The sequence below is a fragment of the Prosthecobacter sp. GW821-HT29F12 genome (genome assembly GCF_058803405.1).
Genome location: NZ_CM179517.1, coordinates 3,592,815 through 3,611,784 on the forward strand (window position 1 = coordinate 3,592,815; position 18,970 = coordinate 3,611,784).

Annotated in this window: 15 protein-coding genes; 10 read left to right on the forward strand and 5 right to left on the reverse strand. The window is 57.3% G+C overall.

Annotated features, from left to right (window positions below; genetic code table 11):
* Positions 1-93 precede the first annotated feature (93 nt).
* The 6 genes from AC3RLQ_RS14850 to AC3RLQ_RS14875 all read left to right on the forward strand — a co-directional run bounded on the left by AC3RLQ_RS14850 (position 94) and on the right by AC3RLQ_RS14875 (position 5,855).
* Positions 94-519, forward strand: a complete 426-nt coding sequence (locus AC3RLQ_RS14850; RefSeq protein WP_493038352.1) for a hypothetical protein — start codon at positions 94-96, stop codon at positions 517-519.
* Positions 516-1,328, forward strand: a complete 813-nt coding sequence (locus AC3RLQ_RS14855) for a metal ABC transporter ATP-binding protein (RefSeq protein WP_493038355.1) — start codon at positions 516-518, stop codon at positions 1,326-1,328. The genes AC3RLQ_RS14850 and AC3RLQ_RS14855 overlap by 4 nt, the downstream gene beginning before the upstream one ends.
* Positions 1,329-1,838: 510 nt before the next feature.
* Positions 1,839-2,687 (forward strand): metal ABC transporter permease, encoded by an 849-nt coding sequence (locus AC3RLQ_RS14860; protein ID WP_493038357.1) that lies wholly within the window; start codon positions 1,839-1,841, stop codon positions 2,685-2,687.
* A gap of 278 nt (positions 2,688-2,965) precedes the next feature.
* Positions 2,966-4,168 (forward strand): hypothetical protein, encoded by a 1,203-nt coding sequence (locus AC3RLQ_RS14865; RefSeq protein ID WP_493038359.1) that lies wholly within the window; start codon positions 2,966-2,968, stop codon positions 4,166-4,168.
* 2 nt (positions 4,169-4,170) lie between these two features.
* The gene (locus AC3RLQ_RS14870; protein ID WP_493038361.1) at positions 4,171-5,106 is read left to right on the forward strand and encodes a hypothetical protein; all 936 of its coding nucleotides are present in this window, start codon (positions 4,171-4,173) and stop codon (positions 5,104-5,106) included.
* Positions 5,107-5,414: 308 nt separating this feature from the next.
* On the forward strand, positions 5,415-5,855 hold the full coding sequence (locus AC3RLQ_RS14875) for a DUF7919 family protein (protein ID WP_493038363.1): 441 nt from the start codon (positions 5,415-5,417) through the stop codon (positions 5,853-5,855).
* Positions 5,856-6,230: 375 nt separating this feature from the next.
* Here the strand turns inward: AC3RLQ_RS14875 and AC3RLQ_RS14880 are convergent, their stop codons facing one another.
* The 5 genes from AC3RLQ_RS14880 to AC3RLQ_RS14900 all read right to left on the reverse strand — a co-directional run bounded on the left by AC3RLQ_RS14880 (position 6,231) and on the right by AC3RLQ_RS14900 (position 11,258).
* Positions 6,231-6,521 carry a type II toxin-antitoxin system RelE/ParE family toxin gene (locus tag AC3RLQ_RS14880; protein WP_493038365.1) on the reverse strand — a complete coding sequence of 97 codons (291 nt, stop codon included), beginning with the start codon at positions 6,519-6,521 and terminating at the stop codon, positions 6,231-6,233.
* The gene (locus AC3RLQ_RS14885; RefSeq protein ID WP_493038367.1) at positions 6,518-6,751 is read right to left on the reverse strand and encodes a hypothetical protein; all 234 of its coding nucleotides are present in this window, start codon (positions 6,749-6,751) and stop codon (positions 6,518-6,520) included. Before AC3RLQ_RS14885 ends, AC3RLQ_RS14880 begins: the two co-directional genes overlap by 4 nt.
* A 442-nt stretch (positions 6,752-7,193) precedes the next feature.
* The gene (locus AC3RLQ_RS14890; RefSeq protein ID WP_493038369.1) at positions 7,194-9,542 is read right to left on the reverse strand and encodes an FAD-dependent oxidoreductase; all 2,349 of its coding nucleotides are present in this window, start codon (positions 9,540-9,542) and stop codon (positions 7,194-7,196) included.
* Positions 9,543-9,775: 233 nt separating this feature from the next.
* Positions 9,776-10,834, reverse strand: coding sequence for an NAD(P)-dependent alcohol dehydrogenase (locus AC3RLQ_RS14895; RefSeq protein ID WP_493038371.1), 1,059 nt, complete (start codon positions 10,832-10,834; stop codon positions 9,776-9,778).
* A gap of 13 nt (positions 10,835-10,847) precedes the next feature.
* Positions 10,848-11,258, reverse strand: a complete 411-nt coding sequence (locus AC3RLQ_RS14900; protein ID WP_493038373.1) for a (R)-mandelonitrile lyase — start codon at positions 11,256-11,258, stop codon at positions 10,848-10,850.
* Positions 11,259-11,400: 142 nt separating this feature from the next.
* On the opposite strand from AC3RLQ_RS14900, the gene AC3RLQ_RS14905 reads away from it, so the two are divergent.
* The 4 genes from AC3RLQ_RS14905 (at position 11,401) to AC3RLQ_RS14920 (ending at position 18,562) form a co-directional block, all read left to right on the forward strand.
* On the forward strand, positions 11,401-12,399 hold the full coding sequence (locus tag AC3RLQ_RS14905; RefSeq protein ID WP_493038376.1) for a LacI family DNA-binding transcriptional regulator: 999 nt from the start codon (positions 11,401-11,403) through the stop codon (positions 12,397-12,399).
* Between the two features lie 187 nt (positions 12,400-12,586).
* Positions 12,587-13,852, forward strand: a complete 1,266-nt coding sequence (locus AC3RLQ_RS14910) for an efflux RND transporter periplasmic adaptor subunit (RefSeq protein WP_493038378.1) — start codon at positions 12,587-12,589, stop codon at positions 13,850-13,852.
* Positions 13,853-13,863: 11 nt separating this feature from the next.
* Entirely contained in the window at positions 13,864-17,073 is a 3,210-nt protein-coding gene (locus tag AC3RLQ_RS14915; RefSeq protein WP_493038380.1) for an efflux RND transporter permease subunit, read from the forward strand.
* 79 nt (positions 17,074-17,152) lie between these two features.
* Positions 17,153-18,562 (forward strand): TolC family protein, encoded by a 1,410-nt coding sequence (locus AC3RLQ_RS14920; protein WP_493038382.1) that lies wholly within the window; start codon positions 17,153-17,155, stop codon positions 18,560-18,562.
* Positions 18,563-18,970: the final 408 nt, after the last annotated feature.

An 18,970-nucleotide genomic window follows, 5' to 3' on the forward strand; every position in this document is an offset into this window, starting at 1 on the left:
CACAGAAGAGCCGCGAAAATGTGGAAGTTGTTCAAGAGCGCACGATGAACGCAGAGATTTCCAACCGGAGCTTTTTTTACAGGCGGTGATATCATGAGAGGTTTTCCGCCCATTCAGATCTTTCTGCTCGCCCTCACGTTCATCGTGCTGGCGGTGCCGCTGAGTCATCTCACTGGGACGGTGAGTCAGACGAAGACTGCTGCGGTGAAGGTTGAGGAGACGCAGCGTGTGAAGACCTTGCTGAGGCTGCGTTATGCGCACAAGCCGACGACGCTGAGCGTGAAGATTGCTGACAAGGAATTGATGGCTGAGATTGCAGGATCGCCCATCGAAGTGCAGACCTCCCTGCCCTCGGTCAAAGATGGTGTGGATGTTTTTTTGAGCGCGACGTGGGCGAAAGGAACGCCGGATACTTCGATCACGCTGGAGTTTGAGCCGGATGGGTTTGCGATTCGCAGTGAGACGCGCTGGTCTTCGGCGGGGAGTTTGGATGAAGTACTTACCTTTGAATGGAAATGAGCGCCACCGTTCCCCATGTCCATACCAAGGAGCACGTCTGCTGGGGCGGAGGTTGCGCGCATACGCCTCATCACCGGCTGGAGGTGGTGGATCTCAGCGTGCAGTACCAGGAAGTGCGGGCTCTGGAGAAGATCAACTTTGCGACGGAGTGTGGTCGGAGCATGGCTCTGATTGGGCCCAATGGTGCTGGCAAGAGTACTTTGTTGAAGTCGCTGGCGGGGCTGATTCCCGGTGGCGGGGGCAAGATTTTATGGCGTGGCAAACCGTTGACGCGGAGCAGCCATGAGATCGCGTATCTGCCGCAGCGGGGGGATGTGGACTGGAATTTTCCGATCACGGTGCGTGGTCTGGTGGAGATGGGGCGCTATCCGAACCTGGGCTGGTGGCGGCAGTATTCGCGGCATGATGCGGAGATCGTTGAGCGGGCGCTGAAAAGCATGGAGCTGTGTGATTTGGAGGACCGGCAGATCAGCGCGCTTTCGGGTGGGCAGCAGCAGCGGGCGTTCATTGCCCGTGCGCTGGCGCAGGAAGCGCATGTGCTGCTGCTGGATGAGCCGTTCACGGGTCTGGACAAGCCGGCGCAGGAGAATCTGAGCCGGTTGTTTAAAGAGCTGACGGCTGAGGGGCGGCTCTTGATTGCGAGCCATCACGATCTGCAAACGGTGACGGGCAATTTTGATGATGTGCTGCTGATTCGCCGACATCAGATTGCGTTTGGGCCGGTGGGTGAGGTGTTCACGCCGGGGAATATTGCGAGTGCGTATGGCAACAGCGAACCGGATGTGAGCCTCAGCCCTGCCACGAACTGACTGAGCCTATGAATCGACTGAACCAATCCATTGCATCGCAGAGATTCGAAGACCGCAGAGACCGGAATTTGAAGCTGGAACGAGGCCTGATGCGATTTCGGGGGCTGAGTGGCATCAGCCAACGGTCTGATTGGCAAACGAATGGTGGGCAAAGGAATGCCAATCTCCTGAAACCAGTCCGATTATTCTGCCGCGCATCACCAAGCTGCAAAAGGGTGCCTCTCCAAAGGGAAGTGCTGATGCATGCGGGTATGATTGAAAATGCGGCGCGTGTTCGTGTGGCGGAGCTCCCAGAGCCGGTTAAAAACCAGCGCTCCCAGCCCGGACTCCCGTGCGGCGCGCAGTTCTTTGCTGGGAGCGCTGATGTTTCGATCCGCGGCTTCGCCGCTTCGGCTTTGGGCGAGCGGCCCAGCCGCGTCGGGAGACAAGGCAGCAGATCCGATGCGAATGATATGAATGTCCGCGAATTGCCACGGATGACTCTGGGTTAAATCACCGCCAACTAACACGATGTCCACCTTCACTGATTTCCTCGCTGAACCGATCGCCAAGCGCACGCTGATGGCGTGTTTGATGATTGGTTTTGCCAATGGGTTTGTGAGTGCGTTTGTGGTGCTGCGGAAGGATGCGCTCAAGATTGGGACGTTGTCGCATTCGCTGCTGCCGGGGATTGCACTGGCGGTGCTGATCGGCGGGCTGACGCAGTGGAGTGCGCTGGCGGGGGCGATTTTTGCGGCGCTGATTGTGGGGCTGGGATCGATCTTTTTGTCGCGGACTTCGCGGCTGGATCAGGACACGGCGATGGGAGTGCTGTACACGACGGCGTTTGCGGGAGGGGTGCTGATTTTGAAGAATTTGGACATGCGGCAGAAGCTGGATGAGTGGCTGTTTGGCAGCATTGTCGGCATGGCGGATTCGGATTTGTGGATCGCGTTTGGGATCAGCGCGATTGCGGTGATCACACTGACGGCGCTGCAACGGCCGCTCCTCATCTATCTGTTTGAACCGAACATTGCGGCGAGCCTGGGTGTGCCGGTGCGGCTCTTAAACTATGCGACGTTTGCGGTGACGATCCTGGTGCTGATTTCATCACTGCAGGCGGTGGGGTGCATTCTGAGCGTGGGCCTGATGGTGGCTCCTGCGGCGACGGTTTATCTGCTGACGAACAATGCGCGTACGCTGTTTTGGGGTGGTGGCATTATTGGCGCTGTGGGATCGGTGGCGGCGTTCTTTTTGTCGTATCCGCTGGGGTGGAGCGTGAGCGCGACGATCATTGTGGTGCTGGGGGTGTTCTTTGTGATCGCGTATGTTTTCAGCCCGAAGTATGGGCTGTTTAGCAGGCGGAGAGGGGTGGCGTAGGAATGAATAGATTTTTTGGTTCAGGTGGGAAAACGATTGCACACCAAGCTGTAAACCAATGTTTTACGGCTAATTTCACACCACAATCCTACAGTTTTTTCGTCCGATAGCTTTTTGGCTTTGCTTTTGAATATTGTTATTTTCACTTCAGTTTCGCTTCTTACATGTGCCTACTGAGGACATGAATTGCAATTCGCTTTGGCTCACGAAACAACTCGCTTTTGCAAGGCATTAGGCTTGCACGCCCAAAAGTAGCCGTTCAAACTAGCTGCAAAATTATGCCAAAACCGAAATCAGCGAAACCGAAGCTCGCAAAAGCGAACGCGGCAGCCGGGCCGCCGCTTCAACTTCCAGAAGGCGACCCCTTAGATATTGCGCCAGATGCACTCGTACTTGACCCACAGAACCTTCGTCTCCTCGAGAGTTCCCAGAGTTTATTTGATACTCCTGCACGTTTAATTGGCCAAGCGAGTATCCAAGAGAAAGTCGAGGGGCTTATGAGAGATAATCCTCTCTTTGATGTTAGCTCACTTGTTCGCTCGATTGAGTACAATGGTTTTTTGAAGCACGAACAACTGATCGTCGCTCCATTGGATGGTGAAAACTACATTGTGCTCGAGGGCAACCGTCGATTAACAGCCGTTAGAACAATATTTAGCAAGCACAATCGTAAGGCTAGTGGCCTTCCTCCTTCAGTCAAGCAGTCGCTCGAGACTCTTCCTTGCTTTGTCTTGCGAGGCCCTTCAATTGATGGCAACGAAATACGCCTTGCAGAATACCGCCGAGCATCTGAAATCTATATCGGAATGCGCCACTTGATGGGTGCCAAGAGTTGGGAGCCAGCAAGTCGTTATGAGTTTCAATGGAGGCTGATCAATGAAGGATGGACAGTTGAACAGGTTGCTGAACGGTTTGGTCGAGACGTTTCGGAGGTTCGGCGCGACCTTAAGGCGCAAACGCTCTACCGCGACTACAGAAAGTTTGAGAAACGGCGCGGAACAAGCCATTCAGTAACATACAATGCTTTCGCGGAAGCTGCCCGGGCAGGCTCAATTATGCGATGGCTGGAATGGTCTAATGCAGATCAAAGGGTCGAGAATCGTGAGGCGGAAGAGTCATTTTTTTTGTATCTGACTATCAAACTTCAGAAGCCAATTAGCGCGATTATCAATGAGGAATCAGAAACACCTGCTGAGTCTGCCGAATCAGTTGTTCGTAAGCTGCGCGAAATGCTCAAGTTGGACGATGACGACATCGAAGGAGCTTTGCTAGACAAGCAATTCGACACAGCTGAACTGTTATTTGAAGATCGAAAAGAAGGCGCTTTTGTAAAACGACTTCAATCATACATACGGGCATTGAAGCGAACAACTGCGTCCGAGTTGTCGCACAATGCAAAGCAGAATAAAGATCTGTTGATTGAGTTACAGTCACAAGCGGACAAACTCATAATCTTATTGGACGGCAAACGTAAAAGATAGAGATGCCGACCGCAAATCAAATAAACAATCTCAAAACTGCAGCGAGGGCGATTCTCTTAGACTCGCAACCTGTGAGGCTTACTGATTTCATAGCAACTCATTTTCAATTAAACGCTATCCAGCAAGCTGATTTAGTCACTACTGGATTTGCTGGAGCAACCTTAGCCGAATGGGTCGCTCACATCACCGGAGAACGAACAATAATGCTGGATAGAGAATGTTCGCTTCCCAGTTTTGTTGTTTATAAGGACCAATTGGGCGTGGACCAGATCGGAGGATTACAACCTTATTTGCGTCAAAAGGGTAAAGGGGCACAGTTTGTTGATCGGATCGCACGCCATAACCAGATTCGCAATGCCCTGATTAATTTAACTCAAGGTCATCATTTGGAAGCTGTCGGGGCGGCCATCCTGAACGGATTGGCAGTAAGTAGTCGAGCCACGCGAGGGTCGGGTGATCAAGGCATCGACTTCATAGGAAAGCGCGCTCTTATAGAGTTGGACCCTGTATTTGCGCATGGTAGCCTTCCAGAAATAAGAGCCTTACCAGGTGAAAATGCTTTTGTTCTTGGTTCTTCAAAGGCACCCGAAACTCGTTCAACTGAGCGCCCCTTACTTTCGCCGCACTACATCCGGGAATTGATTGGCGGGTGGACAATCCAGAGAAGCCAAGCAGGTTTGTGGCGCGAACAGGGAATAAAAATGATGAGCCCAGTGCAAATGGTGCTCCTTACGACCTATCGAGTGAGTGCGGATGGGAAACGTCTCTGTAACACTATTGGGGTGCAATTGTGGACATTGCCTGAATTGATATCACTGGTATGCGATGCTGCTCCAAATGATGTTTTTGACAATAATGCCGGGGCGATTCGATTTGTTACCGCACGTTTTCGGGCATGGTGGATGGATCATCACAATAACCGCTTGGCAGTTCCGTGAGGCTTGTGGTTTAAATTTATAGGTTCGTGTAAACCTCAGCTCCTTATCAACAAACTCCTTGATGCACGTGAGTTTGAATATTCGCGCGCTAGGTTTTTCAGGGGTGGCGCTCGTTGCGCGAGCTTACCCTGGCTACCGGCTGTGATCCCCTCCGGGGTCGAGACTCCAGTTGCGGCGCAACTGGGCTACGTGGCTGGCAGCAGTTGTGCGGCGTCGAAGTGGACGTTGCCGCTGGCTCCGGTGGTGCGGAAGATGATGCGGATGATGTTGCTGAGGCCGGGGTGTTGGGCGACTGATCAACCACCGTCATGGCTTACATCGAAGACCTCAGCACGGAGACTTACTGCGGATGGATGCACAAGGACATGGCCTGTCTTTCGGTGGGATGGCTGGGCTGCACGGTGCCGGCTCTGGGTGAGCTGGAACCGCGCTATCTGGCGGTGCTGCGGCGCTATGCGGACCATCATGCCTTCATGGATGGTCTGATGGGAAACCATGCCTGCGAGATCTGCGGGAAGGGCAAATTCCACGGGGAGTTTTGGATTGAGCTTTTCGTGCCGCAGGTGGACCGGCGGGTGCGTTTCGTGCTGCCAATGGGGGTGTTTCATTACATCGAGGCGCATGGTTACTGCCCGCCGCCTGAGTTTCTCAAGGCGATTGAACCGCTGGCGGTGGAGCTGGAGGTGGAGGCGGCACTTCTCCCACGCGCCGAGTTGCCGCCTGTCACGCAGATTTCAGCCCCTGAGTGACTTGGCAGCAAGGGACAATGAGCAAGAGCGGGCCCATTTGCTGGCGGAGGTTCGTTGCAGACGCCCATTCTTCGCTAAAGCTACGAAGGGCAGGCATGCTGGTGAGCGCGGTGTGTGAAGACGGCGCCCATTCTTCGCTAAAGCTACGAAGGGCAAACTGGGTTTGCTTTCCGGATTGCATGCGGCTTTCCAGGGGTGGTGCTCGCTGCGCGAGCTTCGCCCCTGGCTACCGGCTGTGATTTGCCTTCGGCTGTCTTCGCTTCACTACGGCTCCTCCGGGGATCGGTGGGATGAAACGGGAGCCGTGGACTCCGGCGGATTGCAGGCAGGAGTGCCCGCATCACTTATGCCCAGTTGCGGCGCAACTGGTCTACTTTATTTGCGCCGGGCGCCGTAAAGGGGGTGGCGTTTGTCGTGACGAACGGTGAGGATGCGCACTCGATCTGCGAGGATGCGATAGCAGATGGCATACGGGAAGCGCTTCAAGTGTGCTTTCCGGCGGCCAAAGGGTGCCAGGGGGAATGCCTGTGGAGTTGTGGCGATCAATCCCAAGGTTCGTTCGACTTCTTGGAAGAACTCATCTCCCAGCTTTTCTTTGCGCTCGTCATACCAAGCGCAAGCCTGATCGACCTCGTGCTGAACGGCCTTGTGATAGGAGAGATTCACGCCTTACGCCTGGCTGCAAAATGGGCCATGAATTGCTGATGGCTGATTTCCAGAGAGGGGTCTTTGTCGAGCTCTGCTTCGCGTTGATTGAGGACTGCCTCAAGGTCGTCTTCTTCAAGTTCATGCGGAGGTGTGCCAACGGAGTCCCACAGGCCTGCGGCAATCCGGCAACGATCTCCGGGAGTGAGCTGCAGGGCGGCATCCATGATGGATTCATAGGTGGCGATCATGGGGTATTATGGGTGCAAAAAATGGGTGGGGCAAGCCTGAGTGGAGGATGGAGTACAACGGCAACACGGAAGGACAGAAAGGACAGAAGAGACTGAAAGGACGGCGGATATTTGGTGGCTGTTGATGTGCAAGCCTTGGAGTGGGCAGTCGTGGGGCTTGGGGAGACTGTGATGTGCGGCGGTGGAGCGTTGCAGACGCTGCTGGTGAGCGCGGCGTGTGAAGAAAGTGCTGGGTTTGCTTCCCGGATTGGAATGTGGCTTTCCAGGGGTGGCGCTCGCTGCGCGAGCTGACCCCTGGCTACCTTCTTGGACCCCTCCGGGGTCGAGACTCCAGTTGCGGCGCAACTGGGCTACTTGGCTGGGATCAGTCAACGCGAATGGGGAGGAATGTCCGCGAATTATCGCGAATTCAGAATCAGACTCCAGTTGCGGCGCAACTGGGCTACTTGGCTGGGAGGATTTGAACGGCGTCGAGGTGGACATTGCCGTGGGCGTTGGCGGTGCGGAAGATGACGGCGGATTCTTCGCCGGCGGTGAATTTGTAGGTGCCGAGGGAGTAGGCGCCCTGAGGGTCTTTGGGGGCTTTGGTTTGATCGACGGTCACTGTCTTTTCGCCGTCGGCGGTGAGGAGGGTGACGGGGGCGGTTTTGGCGCGGTTTTCGTGGGGCTGGAAGTAGATGCGGACTTCGTAGCTGCCGGTCTGCTTGACGCTGAAGGCGAAGCGGGCGCTGGCGGTTTGGTCGGAGCTGTAGCTGTAGTATTTGCCGACGTAGGGCTTGAGGCCTTCGCCGTGGGCCCATTTGCCGGTGAGCTCGGCTTCGGTGTCGTCGATGACGATGCCTTCGAGTTTTTTGGGGTCGATGCTGTCGGCGGAGGTGCCGGGAGGTGGGAGGTCGGGGAGTTTTTTGGCGTTGGCGGGGAGGTAGAGGGAGCCTTCGAGGGCATCTCGGCGCATGGCTCCGGGCTGGGACATGAGGTCTTTGAGGATGTCGAGGTATTGCTCATAGACGCCACGAGGGGAGGTGTGGTGGCGGACGCAGATCCAGGCGGCTTTGCCGACGACTTCGCCCATCATGCCGCAGGTGCGCATGACGCGGGTGGAGCCGAGGGCGTGGCGCTCGACGGAGATGGTGCGGCCGGCCATGAAGAGATTGCCGATGTCTTTGCTGTAGAAGCAGCGGTAGGGGACGGGGTAGCCGTTTTTGCGGTCGGTGTGCTTGCCGAATTCGGCGCGGCTGATGAAGGGATTGTCGGGGAAGTTTTTGGCGTACTGCTCTTTGGGATAGTGCAGGTCCTGGTCCCAGGTGGTGGGGACGCAGCCGTCGGGATGGATGATGCCTTTGACCATGTCTTCGCCGTTGAGGATCATATCTCCAACGATGCGGCGGGATTCGCGGGGGCCGCCGATGTAGGCGAGCCAGGTGAGATCGAAGTCGGCGTATTTGTCTGCCTTGAGGGTTTTGAGGGCGGAGACGGCGCCGTAAACGGCGCGGAAGTTGTGGTCGCGAATGAGTTCGAGGTCGTTGATGGGATGCTTGTCGAAGCCGCTTTCCCAGAACCATTCGCCGTGGACGTAGTCTTCGGGATCTGGGACGGGGGTGTAGCCGAGATCGTAGCCTTTCATGTTTTCGGCATTCTTTTTGCCGACGGGAGCCATGGGCTTGGGCTCGGGGAAGTCTTCGAGCGTGAGGGGAAGTGCCCAGGGGGTGGCGGGCCAGGTGACGGGCTTCTTGAGGTTTTGCATGACCCACATGTTGCTCATGCCCATGCGGCCTTTTTCTTCCATCATGAACTCGGCTCCGGCGAGTGCGCCGACGCTGCCGTGGCCGGTGCAGTCGACGAAGAACTTGCCGACGAAGCGGGTTTCCTTGCCGGTCTTGGTGTCGAGGCCGATGACGCTGCGGATGTTCTTTTTGTCGGCGGTCATTTCGACGCCGTAGACGTGGGTGTTGAGGTGGAGGTCGATGGTCTTTTCGGCCTTGACGGTGTCTTCCTTGAGCTTGTCGTTGAACTCCTGGGGTGTGGCGGCGGGGCTGTTGCTGGCGCGGTCGGCGAATTCTTCGACGATCTCGCCGAGGTGGGGGTAGAGGCCGCGGCGGGTGCCGCCCATGGCCCAGACCTGGATTTCGCTGGAGCCGTTGCCGCCGAGGACGGGGCGGTTTTGAACGAAGGCGACTTTGAGGCCCTGGCGTGCGCCGGAGATGGCGGCGCCCATGCCGGAGTAGCCGCCGCCGATGACGACGAGATCGTACTCAGTGGTCTCGGGGGCTTTGTCGGGGAGGCCGAGGAGCTGGCGACGGAGCTTGTTGGTGGCGGCGAGGTCTGCGGGCGGGGTGAAGCTGTCGTCTTGGCTGAGGATGATGGCGTCCACGCGGCCATCGAAGCCGGTGAGGTCGTGGAGGCTGAGGGTGGTTTTGCCGGAGGTTTTGACGGGGACGGCTTTTTCCCACTGCCAGTCTTTGCCGGTGGCGCCGAATTCGTGGTCGAGCTTTTTGCCGTTCACGCTGATCTCGAAGCGGCCGGGGGCGCCTTTGGCGTCCCAGGGGCCGACCCAGTTTTTGGTGCGGGCCCAAAGGGTGTAGGTGCCGGCGGGGAGGTCAATTTCGGTGGAGGCGTCTTTGACGGGCTTGCCCATGCCGTGGGCCATGAGGTAGGGGGAGCCCATGGCATCGATGAACTGTGTGTCGAGCACCCAGCCACCGGGAGTGGAGAAGGATTCGGCTTCGAGCCAGAGCGGCTGAGCGCTGGCGGAGCCGAGGGTGAGGAGGGTGGCGAGGAGGGCGGATTTCATGGTTGAGGGCTGTTTTAAACGGGAAATGGCCCGTAATGCAATCATTGAGTCTCTGTTACGGTAACACGAGGAATGACGAATGGGGGCTTTGATGCTGGCGAGAGCTTTTGGTCGGCCCCCTCACCCCAACCCTCTCCCCGAAGGTAACGATGCGTTTTTGGCGTGTGCCTGGGGCGGGGAGAGGGAGAGCCTGATTTGGCGTCCTGAATTGATAGGACGCCACGCACTTTCACTTACTCGGATTTGAGGGAGGCCATGTCGATGGAGAAGCGGTATTTGACGTCGCTTTTGAGGAGGCGGTCGTAGGCTTCGTTGATCTGCTGGATGGGGATGATTTCGACGTCGGAGGTGATGTTGTGGGTGCCGCAGAAGTCGAGCATTTCCTGGGTTTCGGCGATGCCGCCGATGAGGGATCCGGCGAGGCGTTTGCGACCGAAGAGAAGGCCGAAGGCGGAGACTGGGAGGGGCTTGTCCGGTGCGCCGACGAGGGTGAGGGTGCCGTCGATTTTGAGGAGGTTGAGGTAGGCGTTGATGTCGTGATCGGCGGAGACGGTGTCGAGGATGAAGTCGAAGCTGCCGGCGTGCTTTTGCATGTCGGTGGCGTCGGTGGAGATGATGACTTCATCCGCACCGAGGGCGAGGGCGGAGTCCTTCTTTTTGGGCGAGGTGCTGAGCACGGCGGTGTGGGCACCGAAGGCGTGAGAGAACTTCACGCCCATGTGGCCGAGGCCACCGAGGCCGATGACGCCGACTTTTTTGCCTTTGAGATCGCCCCAGCGACGCATGGGGGAGTAGGTGGTGATGCCGGCGCAGAGCAAGGGGGCGACTCCGGCGAGGCTGAGATTTCCGGGGACGCTGAGGACGAAGTGCTCGTCCACCACGATGCTGGAGGAGTAGCCGCCGTAGGTGACGGGGGCGGTGCCGTGTTTGTCGGGCGAATTGTAGGTGAAGACGCCGTGCGGGCAGAACTGCTCAAGATTGGCCGCACATTGCGGGCAGGTTTGATCGGAGTCGACTAGGCAGCCGACGCCGACGATGTCGCCGCGTTTGTGTTTCTTCACGGCGGAGCCGACCTGGGTGACGCGGCCGACGATTTCATGGCCGGGGACGCAGGGGTAGGTGGTGGGGATGGCGCTCCATTCGTTGCGGACCTGATGGAGGTCTGAGTGGCAGACGCCGCAGAAGAGGATTTCGATTTCGATGTCGCGGTCGGTGGGGTCGCGGCGCGGGATGCTGGTGTGGGCGAGCGGGGAGGTGGCGCTGGAGGCGGAGTAGGCTTTGGCGGTGGGCATGACGGGAGGGGAGTTAGGAGCTGGGTTGAGAGAATTGATACTGCTCGTCGGTGACGTGTTCGAGCCAGTCCACGACTTTGCCGTCGAGGCTTTCCTGGATGGCGATATGGGTCATGGCGGTGGTGGGCGAGGCGCCGTGCCAATGCTTTTCTCCGGGCGGGAACCAGACGACATCCCCGGGACGGATTTCTGCGATGGGGCCGCCGAGGCGCTGCACGCGGCCGCAGCCGGAGGTGACGATCAAGGTCTGGCCAAGCGGGTGCGTGTGCCATGCGGTGCGGGCGCCGGGCTCGAAGGTGACACAGGCTCCGGCGGCGCGTGCGGGTGAAGATGGCTGGAAAAGTGGATCGATACGCACAGTGCCAGTGAACCAATCGGCGGGGCCTTTGCCGGAGGGTTGTGAGCCGTTTCGTTGGATTTCCATGATTTTGATTTCTTCGCGGGGTATACGTTTGTGAGTGGCCGGACGTCCGGTTAAATATGCGGGCCATGGCAGTGAAGCGACGCAACGCAGCGGCTGCAACACCGACATTGGATTCAATGGGTGAGCATGTGTAGAGTGCTGGATGGCACGCGCTTCTTTGAACGACATCGCCCTCAAGCTCGGCATTTCCAAGATGACGGTCTCGCGCGCCTTGCGTGGAGGGAAGCATGTGGAGGCGGCTTTGAGGGAGAGGATTGTGCAGACGGCGGAGGAGATCGGCTACCGGCCTGATCCTGAGATCGCGAAGCTGATGACGCACATGCGGCGCACGCGGCGTGTGGCGGCGCCGCTGACGCTGGCTTTTGTGTGGGCGGAGCGGAGTTCGCAGGAGATGGAGCGTTCGTCGTGGTCGCAGCAACTGGTGCTGGGGGCGCACCGGCAGGCGGCGAAGCTGGGCTTTCAGCTGGAGGAGTTTCACCTGGCGGCGCGAGGGATGACGGCGCGGCGGCTGTCTGACATTCTGGAGGCGCGCGGGATTCCGGGGTTCATCCTTTCGCCGCTGGTGTCGCGCAGCCGCGGGCATGTGTCGATGGCGTGGGAGAAATTCAGCAGCGTGGTGATCGGCCTGGGGTATGCGCGGCCGCAGCTGCACCGTGTGCATCACCATCACTATCTGGGCATGATGACGGCGCTGCGGATGCTGAAGAAGCAGCGGTATAAGCGCATCGGCTTTTACTGCGGCAGCACGATCAATGAGCGGATGTTTCGAGCGTGGTCGGCGAGTTTTCTGGCGCATCACCCGCTGGCGAAGCCGGGAGAACTGCTGGCGCTGCGTAAATCGATGAGCCGCACTGATTTTCTGCAGTGGGTGCGCACGGCGAAGCCGGATGTGGTGATCGATGGAGGTCATCTGGTGAAAGACTGGCTGGCCACCCTGCCCTCCTCGCGCAGACCGGATCATATCTCGCTGGGCTGGCGGGCGGACATGGCGGAGGTGGCCGGGATCGATCAGCAGGCGGATGTTCTGGGTGCGGCGGCGGTGGATCTGCTGGTGACGCAGTACCAGCAGAATGAGCGAGGGATCCCCGAGGCGCCGAGGATTGTGATGACGGAGGGCGTGTGGCGGGGGGCCAAAGGCTAGAGGCCGATCCGCTGAAAGGAGCGTGCAAGCCATGAGGCCAAGGCATCAAACGAGGCTCATAAATATAGCGATTTAAGGGGAAAGATCGCCCGTTATAGACGGGCTTAACGGGGGATAGTATCGGCGCTGGAAAAAGCCGGAGCCAATAACTCGTTACATCATTGTTTATCAGTATTTTAAAACATTTATGAACCCATTCCAACCGGCCGTTTACGTCTTATCTTGTGGCGCCCTTCCTTCCACACAGCGGCGACCAGTGGTGCCGGGGATGGGTGCAAAAACCCCTTGTCGAGGGTATATGAATAGACCGGGGTCTGTGGCTTCGTATCGACCAAGAATGGAATTACTGCATCTCGCTTCCCGGAAATCACTTATCTATGCTGGCTTGGCGGCCAGCCTCCTGTTTAGCGGCTGCCACCCCAAGGAGGCTGAGCACGAGGAGAAAGAAGAGGAGCCGCAGCTGATCCTGACGAATCCCATCAAGAGGGATACGCTGGTAACGCGAGAATACGTGTGTCAGATTCGCTCCTGCCGCAACATTGAACTCCGGGCGGTGGAGCGTGGCTATCTGCAATCCGTCTTTGTGAAGGAAGGCCAGCTCGTCAAGGAGGGCGATCCGATGTTCAAGATCCTGCCGCTGGTGTACCAGGCAGAACTGACCAGCGCCGAGGCCGAGGCTCAAGTGGCCAAGGTGGAATACGAAAACACCAAGAGGCTGACCGACAGCAAGGTGGTGTCTGATAAAGAACTGGCCATTTCCAAGGCCAAATGGGAGCAAAAGGTGGCTGTGGTGAACCTAGCCCAAGCGCATCTTGGCTTCACCAACATCAATGCCCCCTTTCCGGGGCTGATGGACCGCCTGCACCTGCGGAATGGCAGCCTGGTGGATGAGGGGGATCTGCTGACGACCCTGTCCGACAACAGTGAGATGTGGGTCTACTTCAACGTGCCTGAGGCGGAGTATCTGGACTACATGTCTGAAGAGCAACCGGACGAGCGAAAGAAAGTGGAGCTGCTGATGGCGAACGGCAAAATCTTCAATCAGCCAGGAAGAGTCAACGTCATTGAAGCGGAGTTTAACAACCAAACGGGAACCATTCCGTTCCGTGCGGATTTTCCGAATCCGGACCGCCTGCTCCGCCATGGCGAGACTGGCAACATCCGCATGAAGAAAATGGTCAAGGATGCGTTGCTGGTGCCACAGAAATCGACGTTCGAGATCCTAGACCATCATTACGTGTTTGTGGTCGGAAAGGACAACATCATCAAGCAGGAGCGAGTGCACGTGGTCGAAGAGGTGGAGGACCTTTTCATTATCAGCTCAGGAGTTTCGCCTGAAGACAAGATCATCTTTGAAGGAATGCGGCAGGCCAAGGACGGCGAGAAGGCAGGAGAGTACAAGTTTATCAAACCAGAAGAAGCCTTCAAAGATTTGAAGCTCAAGGCGGAATAAAAGAACTGACCATGTTTACCAATATCCTGAAGAGGCCAGCATTGGCCATCGTGATTTCCCTGATCATTCTGTTTTTGGGTGGTCTTTCAATCGTAACACTGCCGATTTCACAGTTTCCCAACGTAGCGCCCGTACTGGTGACAGTGACGCTCGATTACCCGGGAGCGAGCGCCAAAGTTCTCGAAGAATCCTGTCTCATTCCGCTGGAGCAGTCGATCAACGGGGTGCAGAACATGAAGTACATGGTGTCCAGCGCCGCGAGCTCCGGGGAGGCGGTGATCCAGGTGTTCTTCCACATGGGCTCCGACCCCAATCAGGCGACGGTGAACGTGCTGAACCGTGTGAATGCGGTGTCGTTCCGACTGCCGCCGCTGGTGGTGCGAGAAGGCATCATCGTGTGGAACCTGGCGCCGAACATGTTGATGTATGTGAACATCTACAGCAAAGACAAGAACGCGGACATGAAGTTTCTCTTCAACTACGCGTACATCAACCTGTTCCCGGAACTGTTCCGCACCCGCGGCGTCGGATTCGTCAAAATCCTCGGGACACGTCAGTATGCTATGCGTGTGTGGCTGAAGCCAGACCGCATGCGCGCCTACAACGTCTCGAGCGAGGAGGTGATGAAAGCTCTGCGAGAGCAAAGCATGATCGGTTCGCCAGGTCGAATAGGACGAGCGGACAGCAAAACGTCTCAAGCGCTGGAGTATGTGCTGGTCTATTCAGGACGATTTAACACGGCAGAGCAGTACGGGAATGTCATCCTGCGAGCCACTGAAAACGGCGAACTGCTCAAGCTGAAGGACGTGGCCGAAGTGGAACTGGGCAGCGAGTTCTACGACCTTTATTCCGACCTCGACGGGGATCCATCCGCCGCGATCATGATCAAGCAGAGTTATGGCAGCAACGCTGCGGAAGTGATCAAGGAGCTCAAGGCCAAGCTGGAAGAGGCCAAGGAGAAGCAATTCCCGCCTGGGATGGACTATAAAATCAGCTACGACGTCTCCAGCTTCGTGGACGCCTCCATCCATCAGGTGCTGCACACGCTGGTGGAAGCTTTCGTGCTGGTGGCGCTGGTGGTGTTTGTGTTCCTTGGCGACTGGCGTTCCACGCTCATCCCGACACTGGCGGTCCCGGTCTCCCTGGTGGGCGCCTTCTTCCTCATGCAGATGTTTGACGTGAACATCAACCTGATCACGCTCTTCGCCCTGGTGCTGGCCATCGGCATTGTGGTGGACGACCCCATCGTGGTGGTGGAGGCCGTGCATGCCAAGATGCATGGCACGTTTTTATCGCCCTACAGGGCGACACAGATGGTGCTCCACGAAATCGCCGGCGCCGTTATCGCCATTACGCTGGTGATGACAGCGGTGTTCGTACCTGTGACATTCATGTCAGGTCCTGTCGGGGTCTTCTACCGGCAGTTCTCCATCACCATGGCGTCAGCCATTATTCTCTCCGGCGTCATGGCGCTGACGCTGACGCCGGTGCTGTGTGCGATGATCCTGAAGAAGACGGATCATCATCACAAGCCGCGGGGGCCGATTGCGTGGCTCCTGGGAATCTTCAACTACTGGTTCGACAAGGTCACGAATGTGTATGTCGCCCTGCTGAGGCGGATCGTTCACCGCCGGTTGCTGACATTCGCGGCTCTGGGAGGAGCGTCAGCGATGATCTATTTCATCAACGCGACACTGCCCGCCGGATTCATCCCGACGGAGGACCAAGGCATGATTTATGCGATTCTCCAGACCCCTCCGGGCACGACTCTGGAGCGAACCTATGCGAAATCACGGGAGCTGATGAAAGTCGCCAAGGAGATCGAGGGCATTCAATCAGTCTCCACGCTGGCAGGCTATGAAGTGCTTACGGAAGGTCGCGGATCGAATTCGGGCACCTGTCTGATCAATCTGGAGAACTGGGAGGAGCGCCATCTGACAGCGCCGCAGATCATTGCGGAGCTCAAGGAGCGGTGCAAAGAAATCTCGGGCGTGCGCATTGAGTTCTTCGAGCCGCCGGCGGTTCCTGGCTACGGTGCGGCGGGCGGCTTCTCCCTCAGTCTTTTGGACAAAACCAACTCCGGTGACTATGACAAGCTGCAGGAGGTGAATGAAGAGTTCATGGAGAAGCTGGCCAAGCGCAAAGAAATCCGCGGCTTGTTCACCTTCTTCAGCGCCAACTATCCCCAGCTGGAGGTCGTCATCGACAACAAGATCGCCATGCAGAAGGGCGTCTCCATTGGCAAGGCCATGGACAATCTCGACATCATGGTGGGCAGTACTTACGAACAGGGCTTCATCTTGTTCAACCGGTTCTGGAAGCTGTATATTCAGGCCCATCCGGATTACCGCAAGCTGCCGAAGGATCTGCAGGACTTGTATGTGGCCAATGAGAAGGGCGAGATGGTGCCCTACTCAGCTTTCATGACACTCGTTCCCAAACTGGGGCTGAACGAAATCACGCGTTACAACGCCTATCCGGCCCCGAGCATTCAAGGTGCTCCCGCCGACGGCTTCAGCAGCGGCGAAGCCATCGATGCCATCAAGGAGGTGGCGAAATCGCTGCCACGCGGCTACGACATCGCCTGGGCGGGCCTCTCGTTCGACGAAGCGCAGCGGGGCAATGAAGCCGTTGTCATTTTCGTTGTCGTGCTGCTGTTCGTTTATCTGGTGCTGGTCGGACAGTATGAAAGTTTCACACTGCCGCTGGCGGTGATTCTTTCCCTGCCTGTCGGGGTGATGGGTTCCTTTGCAATGCTGAGAGCGATGGGACTGAGCAATGACATTTATGCGCAGGTGGGTCTCATCATGCTTGTGGGCCTTCTTGGAAAGAACGCGATCCTGATCGTCGAGTTTGCCCAGCAGCGTTACGGCGAGGGGCTGACCATCCTTGAGGCTGCCATTGAAGGCGCCAAGGTGCGTTTCCGTCCGATTTTGATGACCTCCTTTGCCTTCATCGCGGGGATGATTCCTCTGCTGAGGGCGCATGGTGCGGGGGCCATCGCCAACAAGACGATTGGTGCCTCGGCGGCGGGCGGGATGTTTTTGGGAACGGTTATCGGACTGCTTGTCGTTCCGGGACTTTATTATATCTTCGGCACGATCTCAGCTCGAGGCAAACTTCTTCCAGATGAAGATGACATGCCATTGAGTGAACTTGGAGAGTACGGCCACGGCCATCATGAACATGCAAAACCTGAAGAACAGACTCCTAGCATTTAATTTCGTTTGTCTAACCGTCTTGGTGCAGGGGTGCTCTTCAGTGCTCCATCGTGGCCCGTTGCCATCGAGTGATCCGCCTTTGCCTGCCAACTTTCCGGACACGGCAGGAACGAAGAACTCCGGCGTGATCGGATGGAGGGAGTACTTCAAGGATCCGAACCTGACCTCCCTGATCAGCACTGCTTTGCAGAACAATCAGGAACTGAACATCCTGCTGCAGGAGATTGAGGCATCGAAGGCTGAAGTGCGTGCGCGCAAGGGTGCTATTCTCCCGTTTGTCTCAGGAGGCACCACAGCAGGTCTGGACAAAGTGGGTCGCCACACGGCAGCCGGAGCTGCGGAGGACAACACCGCAAACGAGATCGCCGCAGGAAAAGCCATTCCCACGAACACTCCCAACTTCGTCTTCGGAGGGACCTTTGACTGGGAAGTGGACATCTGGAGGAAGCTGCGCAACGAACGTGATGCCGCGATCCTGCGCTACCTGGGCACCCAGGAAGGACGGAACTTCATGATCACGAACATTGTGGCAGAGATTGCCCAGACCTACTATGAACTGGTGGCGTTTGACAATCAGCTGATCATCCTCAATCGCACGATTGAGATTCAAAAGAATGCGCTTGAGGCCGTGAAACTGCAGAAGGCAAACGCACGTGTGACGGAACTCGCCGTGCGCCGTTTCGAAGCGGAAGTGCTCAAAAACCAGAGCCGACTCTTCAAGATCAAGCAGCAGATCACGGTGACGGAGAACAAGCTCAACTATCTGGTGGGCCGATACCCCCAACCCGTCAAACGCAGGTCCGAAGGCTTTGACCAGCTGATGCTGAGCCGCATCAACACCGGACTGCCTGTTCAACTCCTGAGGAACCGTCCGGACGTTCGCCGGGCAGAGCTGGAACTGGCGGCCACCGGACTGGATGTGAAGGCAGCAGCGGCCAGATTCTACCCTTCTCTGAGCATCTCAGGAGCGCTGGGCCTGCAGTCGTTCACCTTGAGCTCGGCGTTCAATGCGCCGGCATCTGTGATGTATGCGGCTGCGGCCAACGTGATGGCTCCGCTGATCAACCGAAGCGCGATCAAGGCGGCGTTCCTCGGCGCGAGTGCGCGGCAGATCGGCGCGATCTACACCTATCAGCAGACGGTGCTGAAAGCCTACATCGAGACGGTGAACCAGCTGGCCCAGATCAAAAACTACGGCCAGAGCTACGATCTCAAGGCCCAGCAGGTGGCGGCGCTCAACGACTCCATCAGCATCGCCGGCCAGCTCTTCTTCAATGCCCGTGCGGACTATACCGAAGTGCTCTTCACCCAGCGAGATGCGCTTGAGTCCAAGATGGACCTGGTGGAGCTGAAGCAGGAGCAGCTGAATGCGTTTGTGAAGGCCTACAAGGCTCTCGGCGGCGGTTACAACCGCGCGGCCGGCGGCTCTGGCAACTCCACCAAAATGGCGGTGCCGAAAGTGGTGGGTGAGCTGAAAGGTGGCAGTTAGGCTGACACTGGTTTGACCCGCGTTTCGTTAAGCAGGGTGCGTCTATTGCACCTTGCGCAATATAGACTGACAAGAAGAGCCTTCCTTGTGGAAGTGGACTCGGCACCTGAATGCGGCAAACTTGCGGCGGAGCTTATTGCAGACGCTGCTGGCAGGCTTGAAGTGTGGCGGAGTGCTAGGTTTGCTTCCCGGTTCTGATGCCAGGAACCAGGGGAACACTCGCTAAAGCTCGGCCCCCTGCGCTGTATGACGGAAGGCCGTTGGCCATCAAGGCAAGGATGTCTGTCTATTGTGCAAGTCTCAACAGGGCGATAGCAGAAATTCGTTTTCCACCTGGAAGCCCACAAAGCTGATTCCTTCCAAAGAGGGCATGGGTTCTGGCGGCGGCGGACTGGGGACAGTCTGCCC

Excerpts from the sequence above, each read along its gene's own strand:
- AC3RLQ_RS14855 (WP_493038355.1), top strand. The coding sequence starts at position 516 with ATGAGCGCCACCGTTCCCCATGTCCATACCAAGGAGCACGTCTGCTGG.
- AC3RLQ_RS14875 (WP_493038363.1), top strand. The coding sequence starts at position 5,415 with ATGGCTTACATCGAAGACCTCAGCACGGAGACTTACTGCGGATGGATG.
- AC3RLQ_RS14895 (WP_493038371.1), bottom strand. The coding sequence starts at position 10,834 with ATGCCCACCGCCAAAGCCTACTCCGCCTCCAGCGCCACCTCCCCGCTC.
- AC3RLQ_RS14860 (WP_493038357.1), top strand. The coding sequence starts at position 1,839 with ATGTCCACCTTCACTGATTTCCTCGCTGAACCGATCGCCAAGCGCACG.
- AC3RLQ_RS14850 (WP_493038352.1), top strand. The coding sequence starts at position 94 with ATGAGAGGTTTTCCGCCCATTCAGATCTTTCTGCTCGCCCTCACGTTC.
- AC3RLQ_RS14865 (WP_493038359.1), top strand. The coding sequence starts at position 2,966 with ATGCCAAAACCGAAATCAGCGAAACCGAAGCTCGCAAAAGCGAACGCG.
- AC3RLQ_RS14885 (WP_493038367.1), bottom strand. The coding sequence starts at position 6,751 with ATGATCGCCACCTATGAATCCATCATGGATGCCGCCCTGCAGCTCACT.
- AC3RLQ_RS14870 (WP_493038361.1), top strand. The coding sequence starts at position 4,171 with ATGCCGACCGCAAATCAAATAAACAATCTCAAAACTGCAGCGAGGGCG.
- AC3RLQ_RS14900 (WP_493038373.1), bottom strand. The coding sequence starts at position 11,258 with ATGGAAATCCAACGAAACGGCTCACAACCCTCCGGCAAAGGCCCCGCC.
- AC3RLQ_RS14910 (WP_493038378.1), top strand. The coding sequence starts at position 12,587 with ATGAACCCATTCCAACCGGCCGTTTACGTCTTATCTTGTGGCGCCCTT.
- AC3RLQ_RS14905 (WP_493038376.1), top strand. The coding sequence starts at position 11,401 with ATGGCACGCGCTTCTTTGAACGACATCGCCCTCAAGCTCGGCATTTCC.
- AC3RLQ_RS14890 (WP_493038369.1), bottom strand. The coding sequence starts at position 9,542 with ATGAAATCCGCCCTCCTCGCCACCCTCCTCACCCTCGGCTCCGCCAGC.
- AC3RLQ_RS14915 (WP_493038380.1), top strand. The coding sequence starts at position 13,864 with ATGTTTACCAATATCCTGAAGAGGCCAGCATTGGCCATCGTGATTTCC.